The 14,171-nt window shown below is 66.9% G+C and carries 11 protein-coding genes, 2 pseudogenes and 1 riboswitch; of the genes and pseudogenes, 6 read left to right on the top strand and 7 right to left on the bottom strand.

From position 1 onward, the window contains the following. Nucleotides 1-2: 2 nt before the first annotated feature. Genes ACFQDH_RS00160 through ACFQDH_RS00150 form a run of 3 tightly spaced genes read right to left on the bottom strand, consistent with a single transcriptional unit; the run spans nucleotide 3 to nucleotide 2,344 of the window. Nucleotides 3-1,121 carry a thioredoxin domain-containing protein gene (locus ACFQDH_RS00160; RefSeq protein WP_382397344.1) on the bottom strand — a complete coding sequence of 373 codons (1,119 nt, stop codon included), beginning with the start codon at nucleotides 1,119-1,121 and terminating at the stop codon, nucleotides 3-5. A gap of 47 nt (nucleotides 1,122-1,168) precedes the next feature. Beyond that, nucleotides 1,169-1,585: a hypothetical protein gene (locus ACFQDH_RS00155; protein WP_382397342.1), complete on the bottom strand. Its 417-nt coding sequence runs from the start codon at nucleotides 1,583-1,585 to the stop codon at nucleotides 1,169-1,171. A 33-nt stretch (nucleotides 1,586-1,618) separates the two neighbouring features. Next, a complete protein-coding gene (locus tag ACFQDH_RS00150) occupies nucleotides 1,619-2,344 on the bottom strand; it encodes a transporter substrate-binding domain-containing protein (RefSeq protein ID WP_382397340.1) in 726 nt (241 codons plus the stop codon). 108 nt (nucleotides 2,345-2,452) lie between these two features. Between ACFQDH_RS00150 and ACFQDH_RS00145 the strand changes: the two are divergent. After that, a pseudogene (locus tag ACFQDH_RS00145) lies at nucleotides 2,453-3,063 on the top strand (ClpP family protease). A gap of 141 nt (nucleotides 3,064-3,204) precedes the next feature. Continuing rightward, nucleotides 3,205-3,795 carry a ClpP family protease gene (locus tag ACFQDH_RS00140; RefSeq protein ID WP_382397338.1) on the top strand — a complete coding sequence of 197 codons (591 nt, stop codon included), beginning with the start codon at nucleotides 3,205-3,207 and terminating at the stop codon, nucleotides 3,793-3,795. Between the two features lie 10 nt (nucleotides 3,796-3,805). Here the strand turns inward: ACFQDH_RS00140 and ACFQDH_RS00135 are convergent, their stop codons facing one another. Beyond that, nucleotides 3,806-4,141, bottom strand: coding sequence for a helix-turn-helix domain-containing protein (locus tag ACFQDH_RS00135; protein WP_382397336.1), 336 nt, complete (start codon nucleotides 4,139-4,141; stop codon nucleotides 3,806-3,808). Between the two features lie 63 nt (nucleotides 4,142-4,204). Next, nucleotides 4,205-5,503 carry an MFS transporter gene (locus ACFQDH_RS00130; protein ID WP_382397334.1) on the bottom strand — a complete coding sequence of 433 codons (1,299 nt, stop codon included), beginning with the start codon at nucleotides 5,501-5,503 and terminating at the stop codon, nucleotides 4,205-4,207. 71 nt (nucleotides 5,504-5,574) lie between these two features. Between ACFQDH_RS00130 and ACFQDH_RS00125 the strand changes: the two genes are divergently transcribed. From ACFQDH_RS00125 to ACFQDH_RS00110, 4 genes are all read left to right on the top strand, one after another. Further along, the gene (locus tag ACFQDH_RS00125) at nucleotides 5,575-6,654 is read left to right on the top strand and encodes a LacI family DNA-binding transcriptional regulator (protein ID WP_382397332.1); all 1,080 of its coding nucleotides are present in this window, start codon (nucleotides 5,575-5,577) and stop codon (nucleotides 6,652-6,654) included. Nucleotides 6,655-6,763: 109 nt separating this feature from the next. Beyond that, nucleotides 6,764-7,219, top strand: coding sequence for an HIT family protein (locus ACFQDH_RS00120; RefSeq protein ID WP_382397330.1), 456 nt, complete (start codon nucleotides 6,764-6,766; stop codon nucleotides 7,217-7,219). A gap of 1 nt (nucleotide 7,220) precedes the next feature. After that, nucleotides 7,221-7,299, top strand: a riboswitch (ZMP/ZTP riboswitch). A gap of 24 nt (nucleotides 7,300-7,323) precedes the next feature. Next, nucleotides 7,324-8,169, top strand: coding sequence for a bifunctional 5,10-methylenetetrahydrofolate dehydrogenase/5,10-methenyltetrahydrofolate cyclohydrolase (locus ACFQDH_RS00115; protein WP_382397328.1), 846 nt, complete (start codon nucleotides 7,324-7,326; stop codon nucleotides 8,167-8,169). A gap of 122 nt (nucleotides 8,170-8,291) precedes the next feature. Continuing rightward, nucleotides 8,292-9,020, top strand: a complete 729-nt coding sequence (locus tag ACFQDH_RS00110) for a class I SAM-dependent methyltransferase (protein WP_382397326.1) — start codon at nucleotides 8,292-8,294, stop codon at nucleotides 9,018-9,020. A 73-nt stretch (nucleotides 9,021-9,093) separates the two neighbouring features. Here the strand turns inward: ACFQDH_RS00110 and ACFQDH_RS00105 are convergent. Both ACFQDH_RS00105 and ACFQDH_RS00100 read right to left on the bottom strand, forming a co-directional pair. Further along, a pseudogene (locus tag ACFQDH_RS00105) lies at nucleotides 9,094-12,506 on the bottom strand (error-prone DNA polymerase). A gap of 71 nt (nucleotides 12,507-12,577) precedes the next feature. Then, entirely contained in the window at nucleotides 12,578-14,161 is a 1,584-nt protein-coding gene (locus ACFQDH_RS00100) for a DNA polymerase Y family protein (protein WP_382397324.1), read from the bottom strand. Between the last annotated feature and the right edge of the window lie 10 nt (nucleotides 14,162-14,171).

Below are 14,171 nucleotides of genomic sequence, written 5' to 3'. Positions count from 1 at the left end.
GATCAATTCCCACCGCGACTGGTCGTCCGGGTCGCGCAGCAGCTGGAGGGTCGAGGTGCCGTGCTCGAAAGTTCCTCCTCGGTCACGCCGAGCAGCTCGGCGGCCCACCGGCCGTCCTCGTCGCCGAGCGTCGCCCGCAGGTCGCTGGGTGACCAGACGTATGTCGTGCCCTCGATCCCCTCGGTGTCGGCGTCGAGCGCGCTGGCGAAGCCGCCGTCGGCCGTCCCGAGGTCGCGGATGATGAATTGCGCTGTCTCGGAGGCAATTCGGGCGACAAGCGGGCTTTGAGTGGCGCGCCACAGGTGCGCGTAGACACGCAACAATTGCGCGTTGTCGTAGAGCATCTTCTCGAAGTGCGGCACCGTCCAGGTCGCGTCGACGCTGTAGCGTGCGAAGCCACCGGCAAGCTGGTCGTAGATGCCGCCACGAGCCATTGCCTCGCAGCTGTGCTCGACCATGGCCAAGGCATCGCTGTCACCGGTGCGCGAGTGGTGGCGCAACAGAAACTCCAGCACCATGGACGGCGGGAACTTCGGCGCGCCGCCGAAGCCGCCATACCTGGCGTCATACGACTGGCGGAGGGTGGTGACGGCGTTGGCGGTGACCTCCGCAGTGAGCGCGGTGGACGCGCCGCGGGTCGCCGCCGCTGCCAGTTGGGTCGCGACGTTCTGCCCGGAAGCCCTGACCTCGTCCGGCTGGGTCTCCCAGGCATGCTTGGCCGCCGAAAGCAGTTGCAGGAACTGTGGTTTCGGCAGATAGGTGCCGGAGAAGAAGGGCTTGCCATCCGGGGTGAGCAGGCAGGTCATCGGCCATCCGCCACTTCCCGTCATTGCAGTCGTGGCGGTCATGTAGGCGGCGTCGATGTCCGGACGTTCTTCGCGGTCCACCTTGATCGCGACGAAGGACTGATTGATCGCAGCCGCAACCTCGAGGTTCTCGAACGACTCGTGCGCCATGACGTGGCACCAGTGGCAGGCGGCATACCCGACGGACAGCAGGATCGGTCGGTTGTTGTCGGCAGCCTCCTGCAGCGCTTCGGGACTCCACTCGCGCCAGTCGACCGGGTTGTCGGCGTGCTGGCGGAGGTAGGGGCTGAGGGAGTCAGCGAGTCGGTTGGCCATGGCTCCAGCCTTTCACCCCGGGGTGGTGGTTGTGGCAGTGGCGCTGGTCAGCTGACCGTGGCGCCGGCTTGCCGGAGTCTGGCCGCCAGCGGCTCGGTGTTGAAGAGCATCGCCTGACCCGAGCCGGCGCGCGAGGGTCTCATGGGCTTCGGGGGAGTCGGCGCACCAAGCTTGTCGAGGTGTGCAATCTGTTCGTCGGTGAACTGCGGCGAGATGTCGCCGCCCCGACCGACAAGCGCGTATGTCGTGCTGCCGCAGGTGATTAGCAAGGTGCCCCACCGGCTCCTGCGCAGGCTGATCTGCGATGCGGGGATCGAGAAGACGCGACTGCTCTTGTCGGACATCGTCAGCAGTCCGTCGGCGAGCACGAGTATCACCGGGATACATTTGCGGGCGTTGAGCAGGCTCTTTCGCCAGTAGAGACCGGTTGCGAATGGCGGCTCGGCGCTCGTCGGATACGACATCCACGACACCTTATGCCCGATTCCGGGACGCCGTCACCGCACGCGGCCTGCGGCGAGCGTCTCGGATTGCCCGGAGCGGCGCAGCGCCTCCGCGACGAAGCCGCCGGCGAGGAGTTCATCGAGCAGGCCGTCGAGCCAGGTCGTGGTGGCCGGGTGAGTGCTCGGCTTGGTGGCCAGCGCCTGCCGGATCTGCATGAACGGTTCGTCGAGGATGCGTAGGCCGGGGTTGGCGTCGACGTATGCAGTGACCGGCTCACGGATCCCAGCCGCGACGTCGAGGCTCTGCTCGGCGAAAACGGTGGTTCCGTCCACGCCGCGAACGATGGTGGCGTGCTCGAGGGTGCGGGTCAGGAAGAGGTCGTATGCCGAGCCCTCCTTGACGCCGATCCGGACACCGCCGGCGTCGACATCGGCCGGTGCCCGGTGGGGTGAGGCGTCGGGCACGGCATACACGCCGTCGATGAGGACGTAGGGCTCGGTGAACGTGACCTCGCGGGCGCGGGCCGGCTCGACGGCGAGGAACGCGATCGTCGCCGGTCCGGAGACGAGCGCGTCGAAGGACTTGCGCGCCGCGTCGAAGCAGACGAAGCGCAGGTCGGTGCCCAGCCGGGTCGCGATCTCGTGTGCGATGTCGACGGTGATCCCGCCCGGTTGTTGCGGATCGCCCTGCGCAAGGACCGGGTTGCCGAGGTTGATCGCTGCGGTGAGGTGCCCCTCGGGAGCGAGGTCGGCGCGTGCCTGGTCGGTCGCTCTCGTCATACCAACGATCGTAAGGAACGCATCCTCGCGCCGGGCCAGTTGGTCGCTCTCTCTGCTGACAGCAGCGAAAGCTAGCTGTTCACAGTGTTTTTCGCTGATCCTTGCAGCATGTCCGAAGAACAGCGCAGACCACCACACCCACTCAGCCGGCAGATCGCCGAACATCTCCTCGACGAGCGCATCATCGTGCTCGACACCGAGCTGGACGACGAGATCGGCACCCGGCTCATGTCTCAGCTCTACCTGTTGTCGGCAGCCGACCCGCGCGCCGACATCAGCTTCTGGATCAACTCGCCCGGCGGTTCGGTGCCGGCAATGCTCGCGATCATGGATGTGATGCGTGCGATCCCGAACGACGTGTCGACGCTGGCGCTCGGATTGGCTTGCAGCGCAGGGCAATTCCTGCTGACAGCGGGAGAGAAGGGCAAGCGCTACGCGTTGCCGCACTCAAGGTCCTCATGCATCAGGGCAGCGCCGGCTTCGGTGGCACCGCGGTCGACATCGAGTTGCAGGCCGACGATCTGCGCCAGACACGGGACACCGTGCTCGGCATCACCGCCGAACTCACCGGCCAACCGGTGCCGCGCGTGTTCGAGGATTCGCTGCGGGACCGCTGGTACACGGCGGAGCAAGCCGTTGCCTATGGACTCATCGACCAGGTCATCGACGACCTCAGCCGCATCAAGCCGGGCAAAAACCCTGTGGGACTTGGAGTTTGATGATCATGAGTGAGCGCAGCGAACGACCAATGGCGCAGTCGAATGACGGCACCCGACGAAGGAGGGAGGCGTCATGAGTGAGCGCAGCGAACGACCAATGGCGCAGTCGAATGATGGCACCCGACGAAGGAGGGAGGCGTCATGAGTAGTTACACGATTCCGAATGTGATTGCGTCGTCTCCGCGCGGCGACCGCGTCATGGACGTATACAGCCATCTACTCTCCGAGCGGATCGTCTACCTCGGCACCGAGATCGATGACGGAGTTTCGAACGCGCTGATCGCGCAGATCCTGCACCTGGAATCAGTGGCACCGGACCAGGAGATCAACCTCTACATCAACTCGCCCGGCGGATCCCTGACCGCCACGTTCGCCGTGTATGACGCGATGCGGTTCGTCCGGTCACCGGTCGCGACGACCTGTGTCGGGCAGGCGTGCTCGACGGCCGCGATCCTGTTGGCGGCCGGCGCTCCGGGTCGGCGGAGTGTCCTGCCGCACTCGCGGGTGTTGCTGCACCAGCCGTCCGGGAGCGGCCGTGGCGCCATACCAGACATCATCCTGGCGGCCGACGAGGTGATTCGGCTGCGTGCGGAGGCCGAGGAAGTGCTCGCGCAGCACACCGGGCAACCGCTCGACGTGTTGCGCAAGGACACCGATAGGGACCGGATCTTCGCGCCGCAGGCCGCCGTCGACTACGGGCTGGCCGACGAGGTGATGGCCTATCGGAGCTGATCCGGGTGTGTCAGGCGGCCAGCGCGACCGGGCCGCGCATGTTCGCCGGGGCGGAAGCCAGACCCAATCGGACGGACTCGCGGCGCAGCTCGCGAACGGTCAGGTCGGTGACTTCGGCGAGTGTGCAATCCAGCGCGCCGGCGATGGCCGCGACGATCTCCGAGGACGGGTCCTTGCGGCCGCGCTCGACCTCGGAGAGGTATTGCGCGGAGATCCCGGCCCGCTGCGCGGTCGTGGTGATCGTGCCGCGGCGACGCAGTCGGATCGCGCGCAACTGCGTGCCGAGAACCTCCCGCCAGAGAGGCTCGACCGTCGAACGCTGCCGGAGCTGCCGCACGTCACCCATGTGTCGACGCTAGCCCCGCCACCCGCCACTGCTCAACGGTTTCTGCTCTCAGCAGAAGGCGTCTCACTCGGGATGAGCCGGACTGTGGCAGAGCGCCGGATCGGAGGTGATTGGTGTTGACACGGCCTTCTCGGACTGCGGAATCTCCGGCTCGCGAACGGCGGGGACGAGCGCGAGTGCGACCATGGCCGCCGCACCGACAGCGAGCAGGGCGTGCAACACACCCACGTGTTCGCCGAGCAGCCCGAGCAGCGGGGGACCGGCGAGGAACGCGGTGTAGGCGACGGTGCTGATCACCGAGATGCGGGCGTGCGCGTGCTGCGGGTCGTCGGCGGCAGCGCTCATGCCGACCGGGAAGCCCAACGAGACACCGAGGCCCCAGATGACGACTCCGGCATACGCGAGTGCGGTCGGTCCGAAGACCACGACCAGGCAGCCGAGGATCGCCAGCGAGAAGCAGGCGCGCAACACCGGCACACGGCCGTAACGGTCCAGGAGCATGGTGCCGACGAGACGTCCGGCCGTCATACAGCTGAGAAAGGTTGCGAACGCTAGGATTCCGGCCCATTTCGGCACATGGTGGCCTTCAACGAAGCCGAGCGACAGCCAGTCGTTCGCGGTGCCCTCGGTGAATGCGGCGATCAGTGTCACGACCCCGATCAGCAGGACACGAGGATCGGTCCAGGCACTGCGCAACGTGGATGTCGGGCGGGCCTTCGCGTCGTCCTCGGTGGCAACTTCTCGGCCATCGGACAACGTCCCGAAGTTCTTGGCGCACCAGATGGCGACGGTGCCGATGACGGCCATGACGATGGCCAGGTGCACCCACAAAGGCACGTGTATGGCGGTCAGGCCCGCGCCGACGAGCGCCGCCACGACGGTGCCGCCACTGAACATCGCGTGGTAGCGAGGCATGATCGAGCGCTTCTGGTGACGCTCGACGACGGTGCCTTCGAGGTTCATCGCGACGTCCCAGGGGCCCATGCCCCAGCCGGCGATGAGCAGGCCGATCACGGTCAGCCACACGAGGTGTGAGGTGATGGCAACGGCAGCGAGCAAGTAACCCGCGGTGGCCGCCAGTGCGGCGACGCGCACGGTGGCGCGGCTGCCGAATCGGCCGATCACCCAGCCGGCCAAGGGCAGCCCGCTCACACTGCCGAGCGAACCGGCGAGAAGGAGAAGGCCGAGCTGGCCGGTCGAGAAGTGAAGCAGTGTCTTGACGTCGGGCAGCCGGGCGGCGAACGAGGCGAAGGCAGCGCCATTCAGCACGAACAGGACCGCGACCGACCGCGAGACGCGGCGGGACACGGTGGGGTCCGACTGCGAATCGGGAGCGGTGTTGGGCTTGTCCACCATCACCATGGAGTTCCTTCGGAGGAGCGCTTCGGGCCGTCGAATCGATTCGATCGAATCGATTCGATAGTCTGCTCCACATGCCTGTGGGTGGTCAAGTCGAAAACGTGCCTGCTGGGCGCGTCACGCTGCGTGACGTCGCTCACCGCGCCGGCGTCGCGATGTCCACGGCGTCGCTGGTCTTCAGCGGCAACAAGCCGGTGGCCACGGACACCGCCGAGCGCGTGCGGGCAGCCGCGGCGGAACTCGGGTATGGCGGGCCGGATCCGATGGCCTCGTCATTGCGACACGGGCGCAGTGGTGTCATCGCGGCCGTCGTCGAGCGCCGCATCCTGCACGCGTTCCGTGACCCGTATGTCGTGTCGGTGCTCGACGGTCTCTCCCAGGTGGTCGGTGAGATGGGTTGCGGATTGTTGCTGCTGCCGGACACAGCCGAGGGGTATGGCGACAGCGGACCGCAGGTGTCACGGGTTGCCGCGGACGCCGCCGTGTTCATGCTTTGTGGCGATGAGAACAACGTGCTGGCAAGGGAATTCGGCGCTCGCGGGGTTCCGATCGTGGGCACCGGCGCACCCGAGGGCGCCGACGTGCAGGTGACCGCGGACGAGCGGGCTGCGTCCCGTGAGCTGGCGCAGTTGCTGCACGACCTGGGGCACCGCCGGGTCGGTCACGTGATGATGCCGCTGCAGTGGGGTGGCACGACCGGGCGGCGCACCATCGCCCAGGTCCGGGCGAGCCATTTCCCGGACACGCGGGAGAGGGCGTTCGGGGTGCGGGACGTCTTCACCGCCGCGACGCTCGTTGAGGCGGAGGAGCCCGACTTCGACTCCGGTTATGCAGCGGCGAAGCTGCTCCTGGACAGCCACCGGCCGCCGACCGCGATCATCGCGCAGAGCGACCTGCTCGCCGCCGGCGCCGTGCAGTGCGCCGTGGACCGCGGCCTGCGCGTGCCCGAGGACCTGTCGGTCACCGGGTATGACGGTGTTTCCTTGCCGTGGTTCCCGAGGACACTCACCACGATCGACCAGCATCCGATCGAGAAAGGCCGAGCCGTTGGTGAGGTGGTGCGCGCGCTGCTGGCCGGTGAAGAGGTCTCGGACGTGACGGTGCCGGTGACTCTGCGTCTGGGCGACACGACCGGTCCGGTGCCGCGCCCATGACGTGCTGATCGCCGAGAGACGCACTTGATGCCGACTGACGCAGTTGCAAGTGCGTCAATCGGTATTTGCTGCGTCAGTCGGTAGGTTGACGGGCGATGGAGACTTCGACGTGGACCCACGAGCCGGTCGGCTACCGCTGCCCCTTCTGCGCGTTCCAGCGCGGCGAGGGGACGACCGCAACGCCGCGTCGGACCTGGTCGTGCAGCGCGAGTTGGTCTTCGCGCGGATCGCGCCCAAATGGTGGCCCGTGAACGACGGCGGGGCACTCGTCATACCGAATGAGCATGTGGAGAACCTCTACGAGCTGCCGACCGATGTCGGTCACGCATTGTGGGACCTGACCCGCGAGGTTGCCATCGCAATGCGGGAAACGTATGGATGTCAGGGTGTTTCGACTCGCCAGCACAACGAGCCTGCCGGTGACCAGGACGTCTGGCACCTGCACCTGCACGTGCTGCCACGGTATGACGGGGACGATCTCTACCTGCGGCATCGCGAGGCGCGCTACGTCGACGCAGCCGAGCGCGCAGATTTCGCTGCACGGTTGGGCGACGCGCTCGGCTAAACTGAAGGCACACGACTGGCGAAGGGTGGGTCACCACCGGGGAGTGTGAGTTCGTCGTATCGCCCGCCTGGGTGCGACTCCGATCGATTCAAGGAGTCCCCAAGATGTCCGTTGCACAATTGCTGGACGGCACAGCCGTCGCCCGCCGAAGCTTCGCCGAGACTGCCGAACGGGCCGCGGATTTCGCTGCGGCGCAAGGGCGTCCGGTATGCCTCGCCACTGTGCTGATCGGTGACGACCCGGCATCCCAAACCTACGTACGAATGAAGCAACGGCGTGCGGGACAGCTCGGGCTGGAGTCGCGGCGGGTCCAGCTTCCGGCGGAGACAACCACCGATACCGCCGTCGCCGCAGTGCGCGCCTTGTCCGAGGACGACACGGTCGACGGCATCCTCGTGCAGCACCCGGCGCCCGCCCAGGTCGACGAGCTTGCCGTCTTCGAGGCGATCGCGCCGGAGAAGGACGTCGACGGCGTGACGATGCACAGCTTTGCGGCAATGGGATTGTCCGCCAACGGCTTTCACTCCTGCACGCCGGAAGGAATCGTGCGGCTGCTCGACGCATACGACCTGCCGATTGCCGGCAAACGGGTGTGCGTCGTCGGGCGGAGCGCGATCCTCGGCAAGCCGGTGGGCCTGCTTCTCCTGGCTCGGGACGCGACCGTCACCTTCTGCCACTCCCGCACCACCGATCTGGCTGTGGAGGTGTCGGAGGCGGACATCGTGATCGCAGCCGTCGGTCGGCCGGAGCTGGTCCGGGGTGAGTGGGTCAAGCCGGGAGCGGTCGTCGTTGACGCCGGTTACAACCCGGGCAATGTCGGCGACGTGGAGACCGCGGCCGCGGCGGAGCGGGCGTCATACATCACACCGGTGCCCGGTGGCGTCGGTCCGATGACCATTGCGGTGTTGATGGAACAGACGGTAACTGCCGCGGAAAACCGGGTGCAGTAACCGGCGCGGTGCGCCTAGTGCGGTGCGTGCAAAGTTGCTTGACAGTCGCTTCGCGCCTGACCAGCAAATTTGCCCACATCCGTACCTGCTCTATTTCTGACTCACGGCACTAGCGTCGAGCCATGCGCCCACCCGATGCCGGCTTCGCCGACCCACGCCTGGCCGTCCTCTACGACTTCTTCGACGACGATCGCAGCGATCTCGATGTCTATGAGGCGATCGTCGATGAGTTGGGCGCCCGCAAGGTTCTGGACATCGGCTGCGGAACCGGTTCTCTCGCAGTCCGATTGGCCGCGCGAGGCATCGAGGTGGTCGGCATTGATCCGGCGGTCGCCTCGATCGAGGTCGCACGCACCAAGCCGTATGCCGACAAGGTGACCTGGATCGAGGGAGATGCGACGGCGCTGACCGGCCGCGTCGCCGACGGGGATCTTGCGGTCATGACCGGCAACGTCGCGCAGGTCTTCGTCGACGACGCGGACTGGTCGCAAACCTTGGGCGCCATACACGATGCTCTGCGGGAGGGTGGTTGGTTCGTCTTCGAGGCTCGGCGACCCGAGATGCGTGCCTGGGAGCAATGGACCACACCGCCGACCGAGGTCGCGTTGCCGGATGGTCGCCGGGGCACGGACTCGATGACAGTGACCGAGGTGGCATTGCCCCTGGTGACGTTCGAGTCGACACTTGTGCTGGCTGACGAAACGCTGAAATCAGTGTCGACACTGCGTTTTCGAGAGTATGACGAGATCGTGGCCGACCTCGAGGCGCACGGCTTCGAGGTCGTGGAGGTGCGCGATGCGCCGGACCGCCCGGACAAGGAATGGGTTTTCCTGGCGCGGACCCATCAGTGACGGTCGAATTCGCGATTGACGGTCGAATTGGACTGTCAATCGCGAATCGAACCGTCAGAGATCAGGACCTGCGTCACTGGAAGTCGCGGGACTTGGACCGCACGTGAATCGTGAGGTGCTCCAGACGATCCGCGAGCAGGTTGGTGACGCCGTCCTCGGATCGCTCGAGTATGCCGCGCACCACCATCGCCGGTGACGCGCGCGCGATGCGCCGGTAGCGGTGCCAAACACCGCGAGACACAATGACATTCAGGATCCCGGTCTCGTCCTCGACATTGACGAAGGTGATCCCGCCGGCAGTCGCCGGGCGCTGACGATGAGTGATCACGCCGCCTACCTGCACCCGTCGACCGCTCTGGAAACCCTTCAGCTGATCGATCGGCAGCACGCCACGCGCGTCCAGATCGGCCCGGACGTGCCGGATGGGGTGATCACCGGGGCTGATCCCGGTCGCCTGCAGGTCGTGCATCAGCAACTCGCCGATGGACAGCTCCGGCAACAGCGGCGGCTGGTAAGGCACCCGAACCGGCAACTGGTCGCTACGGATCGAGGCTGCCTCCGCCGAGCGCCACAGCGCATCCCGGCGCGATCCAGTCAGTGAGTCCAGTGCGCCGGACAGCGAAAGTGCCTCCATTTGCTCGGTATCCAACTCGGCGCGCCGTGCGAGGTCGGCTAGATCGGTGAACGGCCCGGACAAGTCACGGGTCTGCACGATGCGCTCGGCGGCAGCCTCGCCGAGGGCGGTGATGTCGGCCAGCCCGAGACGAACTGCGTGGTGCCAGTCGCGGCGGTGCTCCTGCCAGTCGGCGGGCGCATTGGTGTCGAAATCGCCGATCTCCTCCTGCGTGTGGTCCCGCATGCAGTCGTCGCTGCCACCACGCAGGTCCATTGCGTCGGGGGAGTCCGGCTCGAGGTCGGCGTGCACGCTGGAGCGCAGCAGATGCGGGGACAGCACTTCGACACCGTGCCGCCGCGCATCGCCGGTGAGCGTCTGCGGTGAGTAGAACCCCATCGGCTGGGAACGCAGCAAACCTGCCAAAAAGGCTGCGGGATAATGCAATTTGAGCCATGAGCTGGCATAGACCAGCACCGCGAAACTGAGCGCATGCGACTCCGCGAAACCGAAATTGGCGAAGGCCTCGATCTTGTTGTAGATCTCCTGCGCGGTCTCCGGCGGTATGCCGTTGCGGGCCATTCCGTCATACAGCTTGGTGCGCAGGGAGTCGATGCGCTCGACACCACGCTTGGACCCCATGGCCCGGCGCAGCAGGTCGGCGTCGGCCGGGCTGCAATCGCCGACCGCGATCGCCATCTGCATCAACTGCTCCTGGAAGAGCGGGACGCCGAGCGTGCGTTCGAGCACCGGCTCGAGCAGCGGGTGGGAGTAGGTGATGGGCTCCTTGCCGGTGCGGCGCCGGATGTAAGGGTGCACTGCGCCGCCTTGGATCGGACCCGGGCGGATCAGGCCGATCTCGACGGCGAGGTCGTAGAACGACCGCGGTTTGAGCCGGGGAGGGTGCCCATCTGTGCGCGACTCTCGACCTGGAAGACACCGATCGAGTCGGCGCGGCACAACATGTCGTAGACGCCCGGCTCGTTGCGCGGCAACGTCTCGATGCGCCACTGCTCGCCGGTATGACGCTCGACCAGGTCGAAGGTGTGCTGCAGTGCGGCCAGCATTCCGAGGCCGAGCAGGTCGAACTTCACCAGGCCCATCCACGCGCAATCGTCCTTGTCCCATTGCAGGACAGTGCGATCCGTCATCCGGGCTCGCTCGATCGGGCACACCTCGCTGACCGGCCGGTCGGTGAGCACCATGCCGCCGGAGTGGATGCCGAGGTGCCGTGGATAGCTCAGCACCTGCTCGGCCAACTCGATGACGGGCCCCGGTATGTCGTGGTCCGCACTCGAGATCTCCGCGCCCCAGCGTTCGACCTGCCGGGACCAGGCGTCCTGCTGCCCCTGGCTGGCGCCGAGCGCCTTGGCCATGTCGCGCACGGCGTTCTTGGGGCGGTAGGTGACGACGTTGGCGACCTGTGCGGCGTTGCGGCGCCCGTAGGTCTGGTAGACGTGCTGAATCACCTCCTCGCGTCGGCCGGAGTCGAAATCGACGTCGATGTCGGGTGCTTCCTCGCGCAGCTCGGACAGGAATCGCTCGAAGGGCAGCTCGTAGAAGATGGGGTCGATCACCGTGATGCCGAGGACGTAACAGACCGCCGACGCTGCGGCCGAACCCCGGCCTTGGCACAGGATGCCGCGGCCTTTGGCGAACTGCACGATCTCGTGCACGATCAGGAAATATCCCGGGAAGTCTTTCTTCTCAATGACATTCAGCTCGCGTTCGATGCGTGCGTATGCCGCGTGGTTGTCCTTCGGATAGCGTTCCGCAGCGCCGCGCATCGTCAGCTCGCGCAACCAGCTCATCGGGGTGTGGCCGGCGGGTACCTCCTGGCGCGGCAGCCGCGGCGACGCTGCCCGCAGGCTGAACGCGAGATCGTCGGCGATCTCGACCGTTCGCTCGACGGCACCCGGGAAGCGGTGCATGCGCTGCGCCATCTCCGCCCCGCTGCGCACGTATGCCGCGCCGTGCACCGGCAGCCAACTGTCCAGCTCCTCCAGGCTACGGCGTGAGCGGACGGCGGAAAGCGCTGTGGCCAGCGGGTATTGGTCCGAGTCGGCGTAGTGCACCGCGTTGGTAGCGACGGTCAGCGCGTCTCCGGACCGGGCTACCTCGGCGAGCCGGTCGCAGGTGGTGCTGTCTGCCGGGTCGCCGTGGTCGGTCAGCTCGACGAAGACGTTGTCCTTGCCGAAAAAGTCTTGCAGAGAACGTAGTTCGGTGACTGCGGCATCATGTCCGTGTCGAGTGAGCGCGCTGGGCACGCTGCCTTTACGGCAGCCGGTCAGGATCGCCCAGTGGCCGGCCGCCTCCTCGGCCAGCGCCGGCAGGTCGTAGAGCGGCTTGCCCTTCTCAGCGGTTTCGGCGAGCTGCCCCTCGGTGACGGCCCTTGCGAGGCGACGGTAACCCTCCGCCCCGCGCGCGAGCACCAGCAGGTGATTGCCCTCGGGATCGGGTACGCCGTTCTGCGGAGCAGTCAGGCCCAGTGACAGCTCCGCCCCGAAAATTGTTTGCAATCCATAGCTTTCGGCTGCCTCGGCGAAACGCACGATGCCGTAGAGGCCGTCGTGGTCGGTGATGGCCAGGCCGTGCAGGCGCTGTCGCGCGGCTTCGGTGACCAGGTCCTCGGGTGCCGCGGCGCCGTCGAGGAAGCTGTAGTGCGAATGTGCGTGCAGTTCGGCATACGGCACGACGGGTCCCGCCGACTCACCCAGCTCGGCCGGGCGGAAGGGGTGTCGCTTGCGCGAGAAGACCGGTCCGTCACCGCCGTCGGCAGGCTGGCCACGCACGCTGCGCTCCTCGGGCCGTATGCCGTGGGAGAGCGCCTGCTCCAGCTGCGACCACGGTATGGCGGGGTTACTCCAGCCCACGGCAACTCCGCAGGAACTCTTGGTCTCGATACGGCTCCGCTAGCGCTCCGCCTACTCGACCCGCGAGGGTTTCAGTCATAGCGAGCCTCGAGGAACCAGGTCTTGCCCTCGGCGAGCACCAACCAGGCGGTGGACTGGTTGTCGATCAGCTGAAAACGGTTGAGGTGCACGCGCTTTCGCCACCAACGCTGTTGGATCGGCCACGGGCCGGCCCACTGCGCGATGCGACGGTTTCCGTCCGGCACGCGCAACCATGCAGGTTCCCCGCTGACCGTGCCGCGATCGTCGACCGTCACTGACTCTCCTGCGTCAGTGAAGACCTGCACCTGACTCGCGCTGCTGAAAACAGTGGCCGGGGCAGGGCCGGGCACGGTGCCCGGCCAGGGCTGCTCGAGACGGCGCTCGCGAGTTGTCGGCAGCGCATCGCCCCAGGGGCGAAGAACACGGCGCTCGTGCAGCAGGCGACCTCCGGTTACGGTGCTGGTGAGGACGGCCTCATGGCCCAGCCGGTGCTGCAGGGTGGTGAGAGCGTGCTCCACCTTCTCGTCGGGACGATCGCCCCACAGCCCTTGCGCATGATGCTCGGCGTTGTCGACGGACTCCGGGAGCACCTGCACCGAGAGCACCGACGCACCCAGGGAGTCGTCGTCGACAGTTGCCGCCTCGGCCGCGAGATCCTCCAACTGCCAACGGATCCGGTCCAGAACCTCGACGCTGCCGAACTGCCAGGGGTGCCGCCAGAGCCGCTCGAAGAGAGCGTCCGGCTCGAGTTGCACGGTGACCCGGATCTCGGTGCAGATCAGCGCGGAGCGCGTGAGCAGTTGCGTGAACTCGCCTGCTGCCGGCTCGCAGTGAGCGATGATCTGCTCGACCCGATCGGTGGCCGGATCGAAGGTGACGTGCATGCCCAGCTGCGGTGGCACGGTGCGTGGGGTCAGGATCGGCGCATCCTCACCGCTGGCGAGCTGATGCGCGCGCAGGCCTGCTGCACCGAATCGGGCGTGCACCTGATCGCGCGGTAGTTGCGCCAGATCGCCGAGCTTGCGAATCCCCATGCGTTGCAACAAGTTTTCCAACTTCTTGTCGCAGGCGACAGCGACCGACAGGCCGGCCAGGAAGTCGGCCGAACCACCTGCGGGGACAATGTGCAGTGGCACAACCGTGGAGCTGGTGTAGGCAGCCTGCTCGGCGGCGAAGAGGCCGTCCGCGACGGCGACGCGCAGGTCGACCGGCAGGCGCAGCTCGTGCTCGGTGAAGTCGTGCAGATGCGTGAGCAGTGCATCCGCGGCGGCGCGTTCGCTGCCGTAGAAGCGGCCGGCTCCTTGCGCGCGAACCGCGGCGATGCCCGGACGCACGACGTGCACGTCGGGGATCTTCTCCTCGACGGCGTGCAACACCGACTCGAAAGCCCTGGCCTCGGCCACCACGTCATACGGCAGCACGATCAGCTCCGGGCAGCGGTGCTGCGCCTGGCGGATGCGCAGTCCGACGGTGACGCCCTCGAGTTTCGCAGCGGCGGAGCAGGCGACGACGAAGCCGCGGTCGGTGAGAGCAATCGCCTGGTCGGCGGCGATGCCCTGGGTGAGCCGTGCTGCCAGCACCGACCAGCCCGGGCACCAGAGCAGCATCACGCGGACCGGCGAAGAGCTGATCATGGCGTCTGTT

The sequence above is a fragment of the Flexivirga alba genome, assembly GCF_042661025.1.
GTDB classification, from domain to species: domain Bacteria; phylum Actinomycetota; class Actinomycetes; order Actinomycetales; family Dermatophilaceae; genus Flexivirga; species Flexivirga alba.
Note: the sequence above shows the minus strand (reverse complement) of the source record. Positions and strands in the feature narration are given on the sequence as shown.